This is a genomic window from Aeromonas sp. sif2416 (genome assembly GCF_019218665.1).
GTDB classification, from domain to species: domain Bacteria; phylum Pseudomonadota; class Gammaproteobacteria; order Enterobacterales; family Aeromonadaceae; genus Aeromonas; species Aeromonas encheleia.
Genome location: NZ_JAHUXC010000003.1, coordinates 160,361 through 177,151, shown reverse-complemented (window position 1 = coordinate 177,151; position 16,791 = coordinate 160,361). Strand labels below are relative to the sequence as shown.

The window sequence follows — 16,791 nt, the reverse complement described above, 5'->3', positions numbered from 1 at the left end:
AAATGCCGATTTTTTCAACAAGGGTATTCAACTACTTGCGCTGCATTTTTCGACTGTGTATCGGGATGTTGCTGACGCTGGCCCTGGCCGGCTGCGACTTCTATTCCCCCTCCAGCCAGCTGGAGCAGATCCGTCAACGGGGCGAGATCCGGGTTGGCACCCTCTATGGCCCCACTTCCTATTACCAACGTGACGACATCGCCCAGGGCTTCGATTACGAGCTGGCGCAGAACTATGCCGACTGGCTGGGGGTCAAGCTGACCATCATCCCGGCCTACAGCACCGCCGGGCTGGTCGAGCTGCTGGAGCAGGGCAAGCTGGATCTCGCCGCCGCCGCCATAGTGGTGACGCCGGAGCGGCGCAAGCTGTTTCGCTTCGGCCCCGGCTTCTACCAGGTCTCCCCCAAGCTGGTCTATCGCAATGGCTCCCCCAAGCCGAAGGATCTCGGCGACATCAAGGGCACCATAGTGGTACCCGCCGGCTCCACCGGGGAGGATCTGATGAAGATACTCGCCAAGCAGTACCCCAACCTCGACTGGAGCACCAACCGGGATGCGGATGTGGAGGAGCTGCTCAAGCAGGTCGCCGACGGCAAGCTCGACTACACCGTGGTACAGGACACCGTGCTGGCCCGCGCCCAACGCTACTACCCCGAGCTCACCGAGGGGCTGACCCTCGACAAGAAGCAGGCCGTAGCCTGGGCCATGACCAAGCTGCCCGATGACAGCCTCTATGCCAGCATCATCGACTTCTTCGGCCAGCGCTTCATGGACGGCTCCATCGCCAAGCTGGACGAGAAGTACTTCGGCCATGTGCAGAACTTCGACTTCGTCGACACCCGCACCTTCCTGCAGCGGGCCAAGAGCCGGCTGCCCAAATACCAGGAGCTGTTCCAGACTCACGCCAAGGAGATCGACTGGCGCCTGCTGGCGGCCATCAGCTATCAGGAGTCCCACTGGGATCCGGAGGCGCGCTCCTATACCGGGGTGCGCGGCATGATGATGCTGACCGAGCCCACCGCCAAGGCGATGGGGGTCAGCAACCGGCTGCACCCGGAGGAGAGCATCAAGGGCGGCGCCCGCTACCTGCAGGAGATGATGGAGAAGGTGCCGGACTCGGTGCCGGACGACGAGAAGGTGTGGTTCGCCCTCACCGCCTACAACATCGGCTACGGCCACATGATGGATGCGCGCCGCCTGACCAAGGAGCTCGGCAAGAATCCCGACGCCTGGAGCGATGTGAAGGAGGTACTGCCGCTGTTGCAGCAGGCCCGCTGGCATCGCAAGGTGCGCTACGGCTATGCCCGGGGTGGCGAGGCGCGCAACTACGTCAACAACGTGCGCCAGTACTACCAGAGCCTGCTCTGGCTCGACAACGAGCAGCAGAAGGCCCACCGCCGCGAGGAGCTGGACGAGGATGACAACAGCGAGCCGGCAGCGAGCGGTGAGCACCCCACCATCATCGCCGAGGTGGTCAAGCAGATCATCGCCCCTTGACCCGGGTGTGTTATCCGGCTGAGTTCTCTGTTAACATCGTTCCAGGCCTGAGCCTGTCTGACAGGTGCTTATCGCAACATATTCATCAAGTTGCGATACTGATGACAGAATGCACCGACGGGCCTCAACATCAGTGCCAGGATGACCAGGGAGGAGAACAAGATGCGAACTCGCAGAAGAGCCACGTTGACCAGGAAGACCAAGTGTTCCTGGAGCCCAAGACGCAAGCTCAAACTCAATGACATGAAACGCAAGATATGGCGCCGAAACCGCTCCTACACCTTGCTGATCGCAGAGCACACAGAATAAAAAACCCGGCAAATGCCGGGTTTTTTATTGCCTCACGCCGACTCGACCGGACTCACCGCAAGGAGCACTGCCCGCTTCGAGACCAGGCTGTTGCAGTGATTGCAGAAGTAATCCACCGCCCCGCAGGCCCTCAGCCGCTCCAGCGCCTGCTGGCAGCTCGGGCAGCGGGCCAGGATCCGGTAGCGGGTCTGGCATTGGCCACAGGCGGTCTCGCCGCTGCGGCTGTCCAGCTCGGCGCTACAGGCCGGGCACGTCAGGATGCTCATCGATGACTCCTCATGAAGTGAATGAGCGCCGGGTGGGCCCAGGGCTCATCAACCTCTCGGTTCAAGGTAAAAAAACGGCTGCCGCGGGGGCAGCCGTCTCGGCTTATTTCTTGCTCTTGGTCCGCGCCTTGAGCAGGCGATCCCGTTGCCGCTCCTGGCTCAGGGTCAGGGTGTTCTTCCTGCCCTCGAAGGGGTTGACCGATTCCTGGAATTCAACCCGGATCGGGGTGCCCATGATCTTCAGGGACTTGCGGAAGTAGTTGATCAGATACCGCTTGTAGGAGTCCGGCAGATCGTTCAACTGGTTGCCGTGAATGACGATGCGCGGCGGGTTGTAACCACCGGCGTGGGCATACTTCAGCTTGACCCGGCGACCGTTCACCATGGGCGGCTGGTGATCTTCCTGCGCCATCTGCATGATGCGGGTCAGCATGGCGGTGCTGGTACGGCGGGTGGCGGACTGGTACGCCTCCTGGATGGACTCGAACAGGTGGCCGACACCGCTGCCGTGCAGGGCGGAGATGAAGTGCACCCGGGCGAAGTCGATGAAGCCGAGGCGACGATCCAGCTCGTTCTTGACATCCTCTTTCACCTTCTGATCCAGGCCATCCCACTTGTTCACCACCAGTACCACTGAGCGGCCGGAGTGGAGCACAAAGCCGAGGATGCTGAGATCCTGATCGGTGATGGTCTCGCGCGCGTCTATCACCAGCAGGCAGACGTTCGCATCCTCAATCGCCTTGAGGGTCTTGATGACGGAGAACTTCTCCACCGTCTCGTGCACCTTGCCACGACGACGCACCCCGGCGGTGTCGATGATGACGTACTTCTGATCGTCACGCTCCATCGGGATATAGACGGAGTCGCGGGTGGTGCCCGGCATGTCATAGACGATGACGCGGTCTTCACCCAGCATGCGGTTGGTCAGGGTCGACTTGCCGACGTTGGGACGACCGACGATGGCGAACTTGATGGGCAGGTCGGCGAACGGGGTCTCCTTGGTGTCTTCCCTGGTGTCCAGCTCACCGGCGGCAACCATGCGCAGCAGGGCTTCTTCGTCGAAGTCCTCTTCCAGTTCCTCTTGCGCATCCTCCTCGCTGCCAGCGGCGGCCTCGACCAGCTCTTCCAGGTGGGGGGCCAGCGCCAGTTCCAACAGGCTCAGCACGCCACGACCGTGGGCGGCGGCGATCTGGTAGACCTCCCCCAGCGCCAGAGCGTAGAACTCGGACACGGCGGAATCACCGTCGATGCCGTCGGTCTTGTTGGCGACCAGGAACACCTTCTTGTGAGTCTTGCGCAGGTGCTCGGCGATGGCTTGATCCGCCGCCGTCAAACCCGCCCGCGCATCCACCATAAACAGCACCACATCGGCTTCTTCGATGGCCAGCAGGGACTGCTCGGCCATCTTCAGCTCGATCCCCTCCTCGGTGCCATCGATACCGCCGGTATCGACCACGATAAATTCCAGCTCGCCCAACTTCGCCTGGCCGTATTTGCGGTCCCGGGTCAGGCCGGGAAAATCGGCGACCAAGGCATCCCGGGTACGGGTCAGGCGGTTAAACAGGGTGGATTTCCCCACGTTGGGGCGGCCCACCAGGGCTACTACAGGAGTCATAAAAGCCTCATTCTCAAGACGACAAAGGCTCCGGGTCCGAAGACCAGGAGCCGGATATTCAGATTGAAGGGTGATCAGGGACGCTGCAAGGCGTACAACTTGCCACCACGGCTCTGCACATACAGGGTGTCACCGTCCACCAGGGGGGCGGCATAGAGACCACTGCTGTCGAGCTGCTGCATCGCCTTGATGGTACCGTCGGTACGATCCAGCCAATACAGGTAACCTTCCACATCGCCGACCACCACATAGTCACCGAAGATGACGGGGGCGGTGACGCTGCGATTCTCCAGCTGGGTGTTGGACCACAGCTCCAGTCCGTTGCGACGATCGACCGCAAACAGGTGGCTGCGACTGTCGGTCAGCACTATGGCGTTGCCGGTGACAGCCAGGTCGCGATAGCCGGAATACTTGCGTTTCCACACCTCGTCCCCTGTCATCAGCTTGCGCGCCATCAACTGACCATTGTAGGCGATGGCATAGAGCTCATCACCGGCGATGAGCGGGGTCGCATCCACGTCCACCATGCGATCCAGTTCGGTCGCACCGCGGGGATCCGCCACCTTGGACTGGCGCACCGGCTGGCCATTGCTGAGCAGGGCGATGCCGACCTTGCCATCGGCACGGCCATAGAGCACGGCGCCGTTGGTGATGACGGGGGCACTGGCACTGCGCAGGGTCAGCGGGGGCTGCTCCTCGGACAGGGTCCACTGCTGCTTGCCTTCGTCGGTGTCCAGGGCAATCAGGCGACCGGAGGTGGTCAACACCACCACCCGACCATCCTCGACCGCCGGGCTCGCCACCACTTCACCCGGCACTGTGGTCTGCCACAGCACTGCCCCGTCCGCCTCGTTCAGGGCGTAGACCACCCCGTTCTCGGAGCCGAGGAACAGCTTGCCGTAGCGAGAGACCAGACCGCCGGAGAGACGGGCGCTGCGCTTGTCGACATTGGCCGGCAGTTCCGCCAGATCCACGCTCCACAGCACCTGACCGCTCTTGCGATCGAAGGCGGTGACATCGCCATCCCGGGCGGCGGCATAGATATGATCTTCTTCCACTGCAGGTTTCAACTGGGAGTAGAAGTCACCTATGCCATCCCCGACGGAGGAAGACCACTGGGTATCGGCGGTGAACGCCGACTCCACCACCGGCAGCGCGGCCATCGGGGTCAGATCTTCTTCCGAGCTGAACAGGGAACAGCCCTGCAAGGCCAGGGAGACCGCAGCCCCCAGCATCATTCGTTTGTACAGATTACGCATCCGGTGCCCCACCCGCAGTCACGGCTGGCAGCGCCAGATCGTCCATCTTCAGCTTGAGCTCGGCGCTCGCCTGCAGGCCGCCGGCATCCGCCGCCGCCTGGTAGGCTTCGCGCGCCTCTTCCGGCTTGCCCTGCTTGAGCAGCACATCGCCACGGGCCTCGGCAATCTGGGCCTTGAAGGCGTCGTTGTTGATCTTGGTGAGCTGGGCCAGGGCCTCGTCGGCCTTGCCCTGATCGTTCAGGACCCGGGCCAGACGCAGGGCGGCGATGGGCTTGAGGCTCTCGTCCCCGCCTGTCGCGACCAGGGTCAACTGCTCGACCGCCAGATCCAGCTTGTTGGCCTTGACGGCAGCCGCCGCCAGTTGCAGGGCCGCCAGCTCGGCGTAAGCATCGCCCTTGTGTGCCGTGATGAAGCTCTTCGCCTGCTCAAGGGCTGCATCGTCGCCCTTGGCCAACTGGGCGGTCATCTCGTTGTAAGCCTGGGAGGCGGCCTCCTGGCTGGTCAGCTGATGCTCGTTGTAATAGCGCCAGCCAAAGAGGCCGACCAGGCCGATCACAGTCCCTGCAAGTACCGAGGTCCCGTTCTCTTTCCACCAGCTCTTGATGACTTCGACCTGTTGTTCTTCGGTGGTATAAACTTCCACAGCTTATTCTCCTTTAGCTGCCAGCAGGGCGATGGCGGCATCGACCGTAACGGTCTGTTGCTCGGCCTGGCCACGCAGATACTTGATGGTGATCTCCCCGCTTTGCACCTCGGTCTCGCCGAGGATCAGGGCAATGGCCGCGCCGCTCTTGTCGGCACGCTTGAGTTGTTTCTTGAAGTTGCCGCCACCGCAATGGCTCATCAGCCGCAAGTCCGGCAGCGCATCACGTAGCCGCTCGGCCAACTGGAAGCCGGCTTGCTCTGTGCCCTCGCCCACCATGGCGAGATAGACATCCACCGCCGGGCGGATGTCGGCGTTGAGCTCGAGGGTCTCCAGCATCAGCACCAGTCGCTCCATGCCCATGGCAAAGCCGACCGCCGGGGTCGCTTGACCACCGAGCTGCTCCACCAGACCGTCATAGCGGCCACCGGCCAGGACTGTGCCCTGGGCACCCAAGCTGGTAGTGACCCACTCGAATACGGTGAGGTTGTAATAATCGAGACCGCGCACCAACCGCTCGTTCACCTCATAGCGAATACCGGCCGACTCGAGCAGGCGCTTGAGCCCCTCGAAGTGGGCCAGGCTCGCCTCGCCAAGGTGATCGAACAGGCGGGGGGCGTCCGCCAGTATGGCCTGCACCTTCTCATCCTTGGAGTCGAGCACCCGCAGCGGGTTGCTGTACATGCGGCGCTGGCTCTCTTCGTCCAGCTGATCCTTGTACTGCTCCAGATAGGCCACCAGCGCATCGCGGTAAGCGGCACGCTCCTCAGTCTGGCCCAGGGTGTTGAGCTGCAGGGTGACGTGATCGCTGATGCCGAACAGCCGCCACAGGCGATGAGTCAGCATGATGAGCTCGGCGTCGATGTCCGGCCCGTTGATGCCAAACAGCTCGACCCCGAACTGATGGAACTGGCGATAACGGCCCTTCTGGGGACGCTCGTGACGGAACATGGGGCCCATGTACCACATCCGGCGTTCCTGGTTATACAGCAGGCCGTGCTCGATGCCGGCACGTACGCAGCTGGCGGTCCCTTCCGGACGCAGGCTCAGGCTGTCGCCGTTGCGATCCTCGAAGCTGTACATCTCTTTTTCGACCACATCGGTCACTTCACCGATGGCGCGTTTGAACAGATGAGTCTGCTCGACGATGGGCATGCGCACTTCGCTGTAGCCATAACTGGCCACGACCTGGCGCAGGATCTGTTCCACTTTCTGCCATACCGGGCTCTGCTCCGGCAGGCAATCATTCATACCGCGAATCGCTTGGATCTGTTTTGCCACGTTGATACTCGAGAAAAAGACGTGAAATTTGGCCGCATTATAGGGATTTTCGACCCCGAGGTAAAATCAGGGTGCCCAGATGCGGGATTTAAAATCAACTACCTAAAGCCGGGGCCACCCCAGGTGGCCCCGCTCTGGTTGAACCTTTACCGGTTCAACCCTTGTCTATCTGGATCTGGTTGGCCGGATCCAGCATGGCCGCCCGGGCACGGATGCGCCGCTCCAGGGTCGGAATGAGATCCTTGTTGTCGAGCCGGTCGACCCGCTGCCCCCCTTCGTAGAAGGCACTCTTGTTGGCGGCCCCCGCCAGCCCCAGATCCGAGACCAGCGCCTCGCCCGGGCCGTTGACCACACAGCCGATGATGGAGACATCCATCGGGGTGATGATGTCTTCCAGCCGCTCTTCCAGGGCGTTCACCGTGCTTATCACGTCGAACTCCTGACGCGAGCAGGAGGGGCAGGCGATAAAGTTGATGCCACGGGAGCGGATGCGCAGGGACTTGAGGATGTCAAAGCCCACCTTCACCTCTTCCACCGGATCGGCGGCCAGCGAGATGCGGATGGTGTCACCGATGCCATCGACCAGCAGCATGCCGAGCCCGATGGCCGATTTCACCGCGCCGGCGCGGAAACCGCCCGCCTCGGTGATGCCGAGGTGCAGCGGCTGCTCGATCTGCTTGGCCAGCAGGCGGTAGGCACCCACGGCCAGGAAGACGTCGGACGCCTTGACGCTCACCTTGAAGTTGTCGAAGTTGAGGCGATCCAGGTAATCCACGTGGCGCATGGCCGACTCGAGCAGGGCTTCGGGGGTCGGCTCGCCGTATTTCTCCTGAATATCGCGCTCCAGGGAGCCACCGTTGACCCCGATGCGGATCGGGATGTTGTAGTGGCGCGCACAATCCACCACGGCGCGTACCCGCTCCTCGTTGCCGATGTTGCCCGGGTTGATGCGCAGGCAGTCGGCGCCGTATTCGGCCACTTTCAGGGCGATACGGTAGTCGAAGTGGATGTCGGCGACGATGGGAATGCGAGTCTGCTGCTTGATGAGCTTGAAGGCTTCAGCCGCCTCCATGGTAGGCACCGAGACCCGGACTATGTCCGCCCCCACCCGCTCGATCCGCTGGATCTGCTCGACGGTGGCGGCCACGTCCGTGGTCTTGGTGTTGGTCATGGTCTGCACAGTGATGGGGGCATCGCCCCCAACCGGCACGTTGCCGACCATGATCTGCTTGGATTTACGACGAATGATGGGGGATTCGTGAGCGGACATGGCGGACAGATTACTCCTGCGGCAGTGAGAAGCGAGCAGTCCGGCCGTTGTTGTAACGGCTCATGTCGAAGGACTTGCCCTGATATTCGAGATTGACCGCCATCGGCGCGCCAACGATGAATTTGAGTGGCTCGGGTCCTTCCAGCACGAGTACGTCATTTGCCTTCTTCAGACCGCTGAACAGGGTCTTGCCGTTGGCATCCTTGACATCCAGCCAGCAGTCGGCGGTGAAGCTCATCTTGAGCTGGGGCAGCTTGCCCGGCTCGGTGCTGGCTTCATCGGCCGGAGCCACGGTCGCCACCGCGGCAGACGCCTCGGTTGTCACCGCGGCGCTGACCTCGACGACGGCCGGCTCGAGGGCAACGGCATCGCTCACCACGGGATCGACGGCAATGGCCACCGCCTCGGAGGCGACGGGCAGCACGGGATCGGCCACGTCTATGGCGGTCACCGAGTTGGCACTCGGCATGTTGCCGGTCGTCCCCATCTCGGTCGCCGCCAGGGCGTCATCACCGGCGGAGCGACGAGCCGTGCTCTGCCACCACCAGGCGATGGAGAGCGCGATCAGCACCAGGATCACCAACCAGGTCACCACCTTGAGCCGACTGTCGTTGGCTTGCTGGCGGGAGCGGCGGGAGAAGCTCTGCATGTCGATGTTATCGGGTGGCGTCAGCCCCAGCTTGTCGTAAGCCGCCAGTATGGTCTCCTCGGGGATGCCGACCAGCTTGGCATAGGCACGCAGATAGCCGCGGATAAAGGTATGAGAAGTGTGCTTGTCATAGCTATCCGCTTCGATCTCGGAAATCAGGGTCAGACGAAGGTGAATGCGGGACGCAACTTGCTCTCGTGTCCAGCCGAGCTGCTCACGGGCGTTGCGCAGCAGTTGGCCTGGGCCTACTGCCTGGGAGTCGTCTTGAAAATCGTGTGGCTGTTCAGTAGTCATTGGCTAAGTAACGCTTGGCTTGTTGCGAAGTGGGATATTGCTTTACCAGCTCAGTCCCGAATTGGTGAAGTAATGCCGGCTTGTCCATGGCTTGCGCCAGCCGTAGCCTCAACCAGAGGCTGTCCTCGTTTTCGTCTGCCACCTCGGCAAAACGAACGAGGTAAGACTGCACGTCAGGCAGCTTGCCATCTTTCATGGAAAGCTCGGCCATGTCCAGCAATAACCTTGGATTGCGAGGATTATACCCCAAGGCCAGACGATAGTATTCGCCAGCCTTATCATTTCTATTATTTTGCAGGGCGCAGAGCGCCGCATTCTCGTAGGTATCGGCGATCTTGACGTAATCCGGCTGGCTGACCGCCTGCATGAAGGCCTTCTCGGCTTCGTCGAAACGACCCCGGTTACAGAGGAAGGCACCGTAGTTGTTCATCGCGTCAGCATTGGTCGGATCTATGTCGAGGGCCTTGCGATAGTTGGTCTCGGCCGCCTTGAAGTCTTCGACCTGCTGGTAGAAATAGGCGAAGCCGATATAGACCTGAGGGTTGCTGGGGTCGTACTGCAGGGCGCGATCAAGATTGAACTTGGCCTGTTCGGCATTGCCCTGGCGCAGATATTGAATGCCCAGATCGAGACGCGTCTGGGCAGCCGCCTTGAAGTCGGGTCCCACTTCACGCTGGGTCGAATTCTGGCCAGCGTAAGTGGTCTCGGTGACACAGCCTGGCAGCGCGCAGAGCGCCGCCACTACGATCAATGTACGGATATCCATTTCCTGTCTATACAATGGCTTAGCGGTTCAAACCATTTTGACGGAAATCCCATCCCGTTGCATCCGATTTTTCATGGTGCGTTTGGTACGGTCGATCACCTCCCCCACCAGCTGGCCACAGGCCGCGTCTATGTCTTCTCCCCGGGTCTTGCGCACTATGACGGTGAAGCCATATTCCATCAACACCTTGGAGAAACGGTCGATGCGACTGTTGCTCGGCTTGCCAAAGGGGTTGCCCGGGAAGGGGTTGAACGGGATCAGGTTGATCTTGCAGGGGGTGTCTTTGAGCACCTTGGCCAACTCGTGGGCCTGCTGCATGTCGTCATTGATATGATCGAGCAGCACATACTCCACGGTCACCCGGCCACCGTTGGCATTGGACTTGGCCAGATAGCGGCGTACCCCGGCGAGGAAGTTCTCGATGTTGTACTTGTCGTTGATCGGCATGATCTCGGAGCGCAGCTCGTCGTTCGGCGCGTGCAGGGAGATGGCCAGTGCCACGTCAATCTGGTCACCCAGCATGTCAAGGGCAGGCACCACCCCTGAGGTCGAGAGGGTGACGCGACGCTTGGAGATGCTGAAACCGAAGTCATCCATCATCAGCTTCATGGCCGGTACCACGTTGGCCAGGTTGAGCAGCGGCTCACCCATGCCCATCATCACCACGTTGGTGATGGGACGCTTGCCACCGACGACCTTGGCGGCGCGCCACACCTGACCGATGATCTCGGACACCTTCAGGTTACGGTTGAAGCCTTGTTGGGCGGTGGAGCAGAAGGTGCACGCCAGCGCGCAGCCGACCTGGGAGGAGACGCACAGGGTGGCCCTGTCCCCTTCCGGGATATAGACGGTCTCGACTTCCTGATCGCCGACCTGCAACGCCCACTTGATGGTGCCGTCGGAGGAGCGCTGTTCGCGGCTGATCTCAGGTGCACGGATCTCGGCGATGGTCTTGAGACGCTCACGCAGCGCCTTGTTGACGTTGTTCATCTGATCGAAATCATCACAACCAAAGTGATAGATCCACTTCATTATCTGATCTGCCCGGAATGGCTTCTCGCCCAGCTCGACGAAGAAGGCACGCATGGCATCCCGATCGAGATCCAGCAGGTTGGTTTTTGTTTCGCTCATCAATGGCCTCAGCTCACACACTTCATAAATTATTGGCTGACTTACGTCAGGGGGCGGCATTGTACAAATAATGGGTCTGGCTTTCCACCTGGAGAATAAGAGGAGTTGGCCCAAAAGACCAAAAAACAAAAGGGAGCCGAGGCTCCCTTGGTCATCAACGGGTGAAATCAGCCGCGCGGGCAGATCTCGTCGTCGGAGAAGAAGTAGGCGATTTCACGGGCGGCAGAGGCCGGGGCATCGGAGCCGTGTACGGCGTTGCGATCGATACTCTCGGCGTAGCAGGCACGCAGGGTACCGGCCAAGGCCTCTTTCGGGTTGGTGGCACCCATGATCTCGCGATGGCGACGGATGGCCTCTTCCCCTTCCAGCACCTGCACCATGACGGGACCGGAGGTCATGAAACCGACCAGCGCATCATAGAAAGGCTTGCCCTGATGCTCGGCGTAGAAACCGGCGGCCTGCTCGCTGCTCAGGTGCAGCATCTTGGCGGCGATAACCTTCAGGCCAGCGCTCTCGAAACGGTTGTAGATGGCACCGATCAAGTTCTTGCTGACAGCATCCGGCTTGACGATAGAAAAGGTACGTTCGATAGCCATTGAGATCTTTCCTTAACTACAGAGTTTTATTGTAAGAATCCATGTTCGGCGGCGATTATACGTAAACAAAAACCGAAATAACACACAAAAAAGCAACTTTTTATTAAACAAACACATCGCTAAAACAACATCACCACTCATCTTGTCCCAGTGCGTCGGGAAAAAATGTGCGCTTGTGCACGATCACCGTGTTAACCCGCTAAAACTGTATCTATTGCTCAAGAAAACAGCACCATCGAAAAGGGCACCCTGGGGTGCCCTCGTTCTTCGTCATGCCGCTCAGCGCGTCTCCGCCAGCAGGGCTTGCGCTATGGTGCGCATCCCCAGGGTATTGGCGCCCGGTGACCACAGGTTGTCACCGTTCTCGCTGAAGCAGGCGGCGAGATCGACGTGCAACCAGCCCTGCCCTTCGTTGGCCACGAAGCGGGAGAGGAAGCCCGCCGCGTTGGAGGCACCGCCCGGGCCACCCCCCGGCACGGGGCGGCTGTTGGCCGTGTCGGCATAATGGGACGGGCACTGCTGCCGGTGCCAGGGCTCCAGCGGCAGCGGCCAGGCTGGCTCCTGCTCGGCATCCGCATAGGCCATGGCACGGCTCACCAGCCCCTTGTCCAGCCCGAACAGCGCGTTGTAGCGTCCCCCCAGCGCCATCACCGCCGCCCCGGTCAGGGTCGCGGCATCGATGACCAGCGGAGCCCCCGACTCGGCGGCGAGCTGCAGGCCATCGGCCAGCACCAGTCGCCCCTCGGCATCGGTGTTGACGATCTCCACAGTGGTGCCGTTCTTGTAGGTGAGGATATCCCCCAGCTTGTAGGCATGGCCGGAGACCAGGTTCTCGGCACAGCAGAGGATGAGCTTCACCCGCTTGTCGAGCCCGCGCAGTATGGCCAGCGCCAGCGCCCCTGTCACTATGGCGGCGCCTCCCATGTCATGCTTCATGGTCAGCATGCCCTGGGAAGTTTTCATGGAGTAGCCACCGGAGTCGAAGGTGATGCCCTTGCCCACCAGGGCGGCGGCCACCGGGGCCTTGGGATCCCGGCTTGGATTGAAGTCCAGCTCCAGCATCACCGGCTCGCGATCGCTGCCACGACCGACCTGATAGAGCCCGACCCAGCCCGCCTGCTGCAGCGCCTCCCCCTTGAGGATGCGATGGCTGATGCGATCCGGCGCCAGCTCGGTGATGAAGGCGGCCGCCTCCACCGCCAGATCCAGCGGCCCCAGCTGTTCCGGGGTGGCATTGGTCATCTCGCGCACCCAGCGGCCGCACAACCAGCGCGCCTCCAGCTCCTCCCTGTCCTCTTCGGAGGAGGTCGCCCACTGCAGCTCGACCTCGGCCTTGGGGGTCTGCAGGCCCTGGGCAAAGGCCCACTGCTGCTCGCGTTCCCAATGACCGCAGAGCGCGGCCTTCTGGATCCCCTGACCACAGAGGCGGCGGGCCGCCTGCTGAATGTCCAGCAATGGGGTAGCGGTCACCAGATGGATCACCATGCCATCGGTGCGGTGCGAGAGCAGCGCCCCCTCGCCCCACTCGGGGGCGGCAAATTCGCGACTCAGCCAGACGTTCATGCACACACCTCCTGCAACCAGCGGGCGATAGTGCGCAGGCCGTGGCCCTTGGCGCCGGTCGCCCACAGCTCGTTGCCCGATTTTTGATAGGAGGCCGCCAGATCCAGGTGCACCCAGCCCTTGCCCTCATCGCGCACGAAGCGGGACAGGAAGGCGGCCGCGGTGGTGGCACCGGCGGTGCCTTCGGCGGAGGCCACGTTGCCCAGCTCGGCGAAGGCCGAGGTGAGCTGGCCCGCATGCCAGGACTCGAGCGGCAGGGGCCAGGCCTTCTCGTGTTCAAGCTTGGCAGCGACCAAGGCGCGCTGTTGCTCGGTTTCATCCAACGCAAACACCGCGTTGTAGTCGCGGCCGAGCGCGGTCTTGGCGGCGCCGGTCAGGGTGGCGGCATCGAGGATATGGGCGGCGCCACTGTCGCTCGCGGCCAGCAGGCCATCGGCCAGCACCAGGCGCCCTTCCGCGTCTGTGTTCTGGATCTCGACCGAGATGCCGTTCTTGTAGGTGAGGATGTCACCGAGCTTGAAGGCGTGGCCGGAGACCAGGTTCTCGGCGCAGCAGAGGATCAGCTTGACCCGCTTGTTCAGCCCGCGGCTGATGGCGAGCGCCAGGGCGCCGGTCACCATGGCGGCACCGCCCATGTCGGACTTCATCGGCAGCATGTTGTCAGAGGACTTCATGGAGTAGCCACCGGAGTCGAAGGTGATGCCCTTGCCCACCAGGGCGGCCACCACGGGGGCGTGGCGATCCCCGGTCGGGTTGTAGTCCAGCTCCAGCAGCACCGGCTCGCGCTCGCTGCCACGGCCCACCGACCAGATCCCGATATGTCCGGCCTCACGCAGCGCCTCACCGGCGGTGATGCGGGCGGTCACCTGATCGCCACCCAGGCCGCGGATCAGCAGCAGGGCCGATTCCGCCAGGCTCATGGGATAGATCTCTTCCGGGCAACCGTTGGTCACCTCGCGCACCCAGCGGGTCGCGCGGATCAACGCATCCAGCTCGCTGGCCTCGGTGGCACTCTGCTCGCCGAAGTGCACCTCACGCTGCCCCTTGGCGGCATAGAAGCCTTGGGCGAAGGCGTAACGGCGCTCCAGATCCCAACCCTCGCCGGCCAGGCTTACCCGCTTGATGCCGGTCGATTCGAGTCGGCGGGCCGCGCGCTGGATAGTGCGCAACGCATCCTTGTCCAGATGGATCAGGGTCTCGTCACCGCTGAAACTGAGCAGGGCGCCTTCGCCCCAGACGGCGGCGGCAGCCTGGGCGGATAACCGTACGTTCATCATGTCAGCCATCTTCTCTTGCTTCCTTTTTTATGGGCACTTGCATTAACGAATAGGGGAATAACGAATACAAAAAAGGCCGTACCCCCGAGGGTTACGGCCTTCACCATATCATCACTGCGCCATGAGATGCTGCACGTGCAATTCACTCATGTGTAATTAACGTCGCATCAATGGCGTTCGGAGGCGAGGTTGATGGTGTACTTGGGCAGTTCCACCACCAGATCCTCGTCCGCCAGACGGGCCTGGCAACTCAGGCGGGATTCCGGCTCCAGCCCCCATGCCTTGTCCAGCATGTCATCTTCCAGCTCATCGCTCGGCTCGAGGGAGTCGAACCCCTCCCGCACCACGCAGTGGCAGGTGGTACAGGCGCAGGACTTCTCGCAGGCATGCTCGATCTCGATGCCGTTGCGCAGGGCGATGTCCAGTATGGTTTCACCGGTCGCGCCCTCGAGGGCAGCGCCGTCCGGACAGAGTTCGGGGTGAGGCAGAATGATCAGTTTTGGCATATTACACCTTGTTGACGTTTTGGCCGGTCAGCACCTTGCGAATGGAAGCATCCATGCGACGGGCCGCAAACTCGCCACTGACGGCATCCGCCGCCTCGATGGCATCTTTGATTTGATTGGTGGTGCCCGTGGCACGCATGGTCAGCAGGTGGGCGATGGCAGAGTCGATCTCGGCACGCTCGGTCACGCTCAACAGCGCCTCGCCATCGGCGGCCAGGGCGGCATTGAGGCTCTCGACTACGCGATCGGCCTCGACCTTCTGCTCCGCCAGCATGCGGGCCTCCATGTCCTGCTGGGCATTGGCGATGGAGGCGCTCAGCATGCCGAGGATGTCCTCCTCCGCCAGCCCGTAGGAGGGCTTGACCTGGATCTCGGCCTGCACGCCGGAGGATTTCTCCATGGCGCTGACCGACAGCAGCCCGTCCGCATCCACCTGGAAGGTGACGCGAATGTGGGCGGCGCCGGCCGCCATCGGCGGAATGCCGGTCAGGGTGAAGCGGGCAAGGGAGCGGCAATCCGCCACCAGCTCGCGCTCCCCCTGCACCACGTGGATCGCCATCGCGGTCTGGCCATCCTTGAAGGTGGTGAACTCCTGGGCGCGGGCCACCGGGATGGTGGTGTTGCGCGGGATCACCTTCTCGGCGAGGCCCCCCATGGTCTCGAGGCCGAGAGAAAGCGGGATGACGTCCAGCAGCAGCATCTCGGCGTCGGGCTTGTTGCCCACCAGGATGTCGGCCTGGATGGCGGCACCGATGGCCACCACCTTGTCCGGATCTATGCTGGTGAGTGGCGGACGCTGGAAGAACTCCCCCACCAGCTCGCGCACCAGCGGCACCCGGGTGGAGCCCCCGACCATCACCACCTCCAGCACTTCCACCTGCTCCAGACCCGCGTCGCGCAGGGCGCGACGGCAGGCCAGCAGGGTGCGCTTGACCAGCGGCAGGATGAGCGCATCGAACTGGGCGCGGCTCAGCTCCCCTTGCCAGCCGGCGAAGCTGCAGGCCACGCTGTCGGCATCGGTCAGGCCGTGCTTGACGGCGGCCGCCACATCCAGCAACTCGCGCTGGGTGCGGGCCTCGAGCTGGCCGCTCAGGCCGGCCTGCGCCTTGATCCAGTCCGCCAGCAAGTGATCGAAGTCATCGCCACCGAGGGCGGAGTCGCCACCGGTCGCCATCACCTCGAACACGCCGCGATGCAGGCGCAGGATGGAGATGTCGAAGGTACCGCCGCCGAGATCATAGACGGCGATCACCCCTTCCTGACCGGAGTCGAGGCCGTAGGCGATGGCGGCCGCGGTCGGCTCGTTGAGCAGGCGCAGCACGTGCAGACCGGCCAGCCGGGCCGCATCCTTGGTGCCCTGACGCTGGGCGTCATCGAAATAGGCAGGCACCGTGATGACCACGCCGTCGAGGGCGCCACCGAGCGAGGCGACGCCACGTTCGGCCAGCGTCTTCAGGATCTCGGCCGAGACCTGCACCGGGTTGACCAGCCCTTGACGGGTCTGCAACTGGGGCATGCCGTTATCGGCGGCGACGAACTGATAGGGCAGCTGGCGGGTATCGATGTCGGCCAGCGCCTTGCCCATCATCCGCTTGACGGAGACGATGGTGTTGTGGGGATCGAGGGCGGCTTCGCGCTTGGCGTCGAAGCCAACCCGGATGGCGTCGGCCTGATAGTGCACCACCGAGGGCAGCAGATCGCGCCCCTGCTCGTCACACAGGGTGTCGGCGTGGCCGCTGCGCACGGCGGCGACCAGGGAGTTGGTGGTGCCGAGATCGATGCCAACGGCACGTTTATGCTGATGAGGTGCGGCGCTCTGGCCGGGCTCGGCGATTTGCAGTAATGCCATGGGTAATCAAAATTCCAGCGT

At 62.4% G+C, this 16,791-nt stretch carries 15 protein-coding genes; 1 reads left to right on the top strand and 14 read right to left on the bottom strand.

The genetic code is table 11. From position 1 onward, the window contains the following. Positions 1–2: 2 nt before the first annotated feature. On the top strand, positions 3–1,496 hold the full coding sequence (gene mltF, locus KW821_RS07045) for a membrane-bound lytic murein transglycosylase MltF (RefSeq protein WP_218290931.1): 1,494 nt from the start codon (positions 3–5) through the stop codon (positions 1,494–1,496). Positions 1,497–1,837: 341 nt separating this feature from the next. On the opposite strand, the gene KW821_RS07040 is transcribed toward mltF, so the two are convergent. The 14 genes from KW821_RS07040 to hscA form a co-directional block, all read right to left on the bottom strand. Next, positions 1,838–2,071 carry a zinc ribbon domain-containing protein gene (locus KW821_RS07040; protein ID WP_218290930.1) on the bottom strand — a complete coding sequence of 78 codons (234 nt, stop codon included), beginning with the start codon at positions 2,069–2,071 and terminating at the stop codon, positions 1,838–1,840. A gap of 103 nt (positions 2,072–2,174) precedes the next feature. Then, entirely contained in the window at positions 2,175–3,686 is a 1,512-nt protein-coding gene (der, locus tag KW821_RS07035) for a ribosome biogenesis GTPase Der (protein ID WP_218290929.1), read from the bottom strand. 74 nt (positions 3,687–3,760) lie between these two features. Next, positions 3,761–4,945: an outer membrane protein assembly factor BamB gene (gene bamB / locus KW821_RS07030; RefSeq protein ID WP_218290928.1), complete on the bottom strand. Its 1,185-nt coding sequence runs from the start codon at positions 4,943–4,945 to the stop codon at positions 3,761–3,763. Further along, the gene (locus KW821_RS07025) at positions 4,938–5,588 is read right to left on the bottom strand and encodes a tetratricopeptide repeat protein (protein ID WP_218290927.1); all 651 of its coding nucleotides are present in this window, start codon (positions 5,586–5,588) and stop codon (positions 4,938–4,940) included. The genes bamB and KW821_RS07025 overlap by 8 nt, the downstream gene beginning before the upstream one ends. 3 nt (positions 5,589–5,591) lie before the next feature. Continuing rightward, positions 5,592–6,869 carry a histidine--tRNA ligase gene (gene hisS / locus KW821_RS07020; RefSeq protein ID WP_042652391.1) on the bottom strand — a complete coding sequence of 426 codons (1,278 nt, stop codon included), beginning with the start codon at positions 6,867–6,869 and terminating at the stop codon, positions 5,592–5,594. Between the two features lie 154 nt (positions 6,870–7,023). After that, on the bottom strand, positions 7,024–8,139 hold the full coding sequence (gene ispG, locus KW821_RS07015) for a flavodoxin-dependent (E)-4-hydroxy-3-methylbut-2-enyl-diphosphate synthase (RefSeq protein WP_042652392.1): 1,116 nt from the start codon (positions 8,137–8,139) through the stop codon (positions 7,024–7,026). Positions 8,140–8,149: 10 nt separating this feature from the next. Beyond that, positions 8,150–9,082, bottom strand: coding sequence for a RodZ domain-containing protein (locus KW821_RS07010; protein WP_218290926.1), 933 nt, complete (start codon positions 9,080–9,082; stop codon positions 8,150–8,152). After that, positions 9,072–9,863, bottom strand: a complete 792-nt coding sequence (tapF, locus tag KW821_RS07005; protein WP_126623341.1) for a PilW family type IVa pilus biogenesis/stability lipoprotein TapF — start codon at positions 9,861–9,863, stop codon at positions 9,072–9,074. Before tapF ends, KW821_RS07010 begins: the two co-directional genes overlap by 11 nt. Positions 9,864–9,875: 12 nt before the next feature. Beyond that, positions 9,876–10,979, bottom strand: coding sequence for a bifunctional tRNA (adenosine(37)-C2)-methyltransferase TrmG/ribosomal RNA large subunit methyltransferase RlmN (locus KW821_RS07000; RefSeq protein ID WP_042652395.1), 1,104 nt, complete (start codon positions 10,977–10,979; stop codon positions 9,876–9,878). Positions 10,980–11,146: 167 nt separating this feature from the next. Next, positions 11,147–11,575 carry a nucleoside-diphosphate kinase gene (ndk, locus tag KW821_RS06995; protein ID WP_042652396.1) on the bottom strand — a complete coding sequence of 143 codons (429 nt, stop codon included), beginning with the start codon at positions 11,573–11,575 and terminating at the stop codon, positions 11,147–11,149. A gap of 279 nt (positions 11,576–11,854) precedes the next feature. Continuing rightward, positions 11,855–13,138, bottom strand: a complete 1,284-nt coding sequence (gene pepB, locus KW821_RS06990; RefSeq protein ID WP_042652397.1) for an aminopeptidase PepB — start codon at positions 13,136–13,138, stop codon at positions 11,855–11,857. Beyond that, positions 13,135–14,424 carry an aminopeptidase PepB gene (pepB, locus tag KW821_RS06985; protein ID WP_218290925.1) on the bottom strand — a complete coding sequence of 430 codons (1,290 nt, stop codon included), beginning with the start codon at positions 14,422–14,424 and terminating at the stop codon, positions 13,135–13,137. Before pepB (KW821_RS06985) ends, pepB (KW821_RS06990) begins: the two co-directional genes overlap by 4 nt. A 158-nt stretch (positions 14,425–14,582) precedes the next feature. Then, positions 14,583–14,921, bottom strand: a complete 339-nt coding sequence (gene fdx / locus KW821_RS06980; protein ID WP_005324284.1) for an ISC system 2Fe-2S type ferredoxin — start codon at positions 14,919–14,921, stop codon at positions 14,583–14,585. A 1-nt stretch (position 14,922) separates the two neighbouring features. Then, positions 14,923–16,770 (bottom strand): Fe-S protein assembly chaperone HscA, encoded by a 1,848-nt coding sequence (gene hscA, locus KW821_RS06975; RefSeq protein ID WP_218290924.1) that lies wholly within the window; start codon positions 16,768–16,770, stop codon positions 14,923–14,925. Positions 16,771–16,791 lie beyond the last annotated feature (21 nt).

Excerpts from the sequence above, each read along its gene's own strand:
- mltF (WP_218290931.1), top strand. The coding sequence starts at position 3 with ATGCCGATTTTTTCAACAAGGGTATTCAACTACTTGCGCTGCATTTTT.
- KW821_RS07040 (WP_218290930.1), bottom strand. The coding sequence starts at position 2,071 with ATGAGCATCCTGACGTGCCCGGCCTGTAGCGCCGAGCTGGACAGCCGC.
- der (WP_218290929.1), bottom strand. The coding sequence starts at position 3,686 with ATGACTCCTGTAGTAGCCCTGGTGGGCCGCCCCAACGTGGGGAAATCC.
- bamB (WP_218290928.1), bottom strand. The coding sequence starts at position 4,945 with ATGCGTAATCTGTACAAACGAATGATGCTGGGGGCTGCGGTCTCCCTG.
- ispG (WP_042652392.1), bottom strand. The coding sequence starts at position 8,139 with ATGTCCGCTCACGAATCCCCCATCATTCGTCGTAAATCCAAGCAGATC.
- KW821_RS07010 (WP_218290926.1), bottom strand. The coding sequence starts at position 9,082 with ATGACTACTGAACAGCCACACGATTTTCAAGACGACTCCCAGGCAGTA.
- KW821_RS07000 (WP_042652395.1), bottom strand. The coding sequence starts at position 10,979 with ATGAGCGAAACAAAAACCAACCTGCTGGATCTCGATCGGGATGCCATG.
- ndk (WP_042652396.1), bottom strand. The coding sequence starts at position 11,575 with ATGGCTATCGAACGTACCTTTTCTATCGTCAAGCCGGATGCTGTCAGC.
- pepB (WP_042652397.1), bottom strand. The coding sequence starts at position 13,138 with ATGAACGTCTGGCTGAGTCGCGAATTTGCCGCCCCCGAGTGGGGCGAG.
- pepB (WP_218290925.1), bottom strand. The coding sequence starts at position 14,424 with ATGGCTGACATGATGAACGTACGGTTATCCGCCCAGGCTGCCGCCGCC.
- fdx (WP_005324284.1), bottom strand. The coding sequence starts at position 14,921 with ATGCCAAAACTGATCATTCTGCCTCACCCCGAACTCTGTCCGGACGGC.
- hscA (WP_218290924.1), bottom strand. The coding sequence starts at position 16,770 with ATGGCATTACTGCAAATCGCCGAGCCCGGCCAGAGCGCCGCACCTCAT.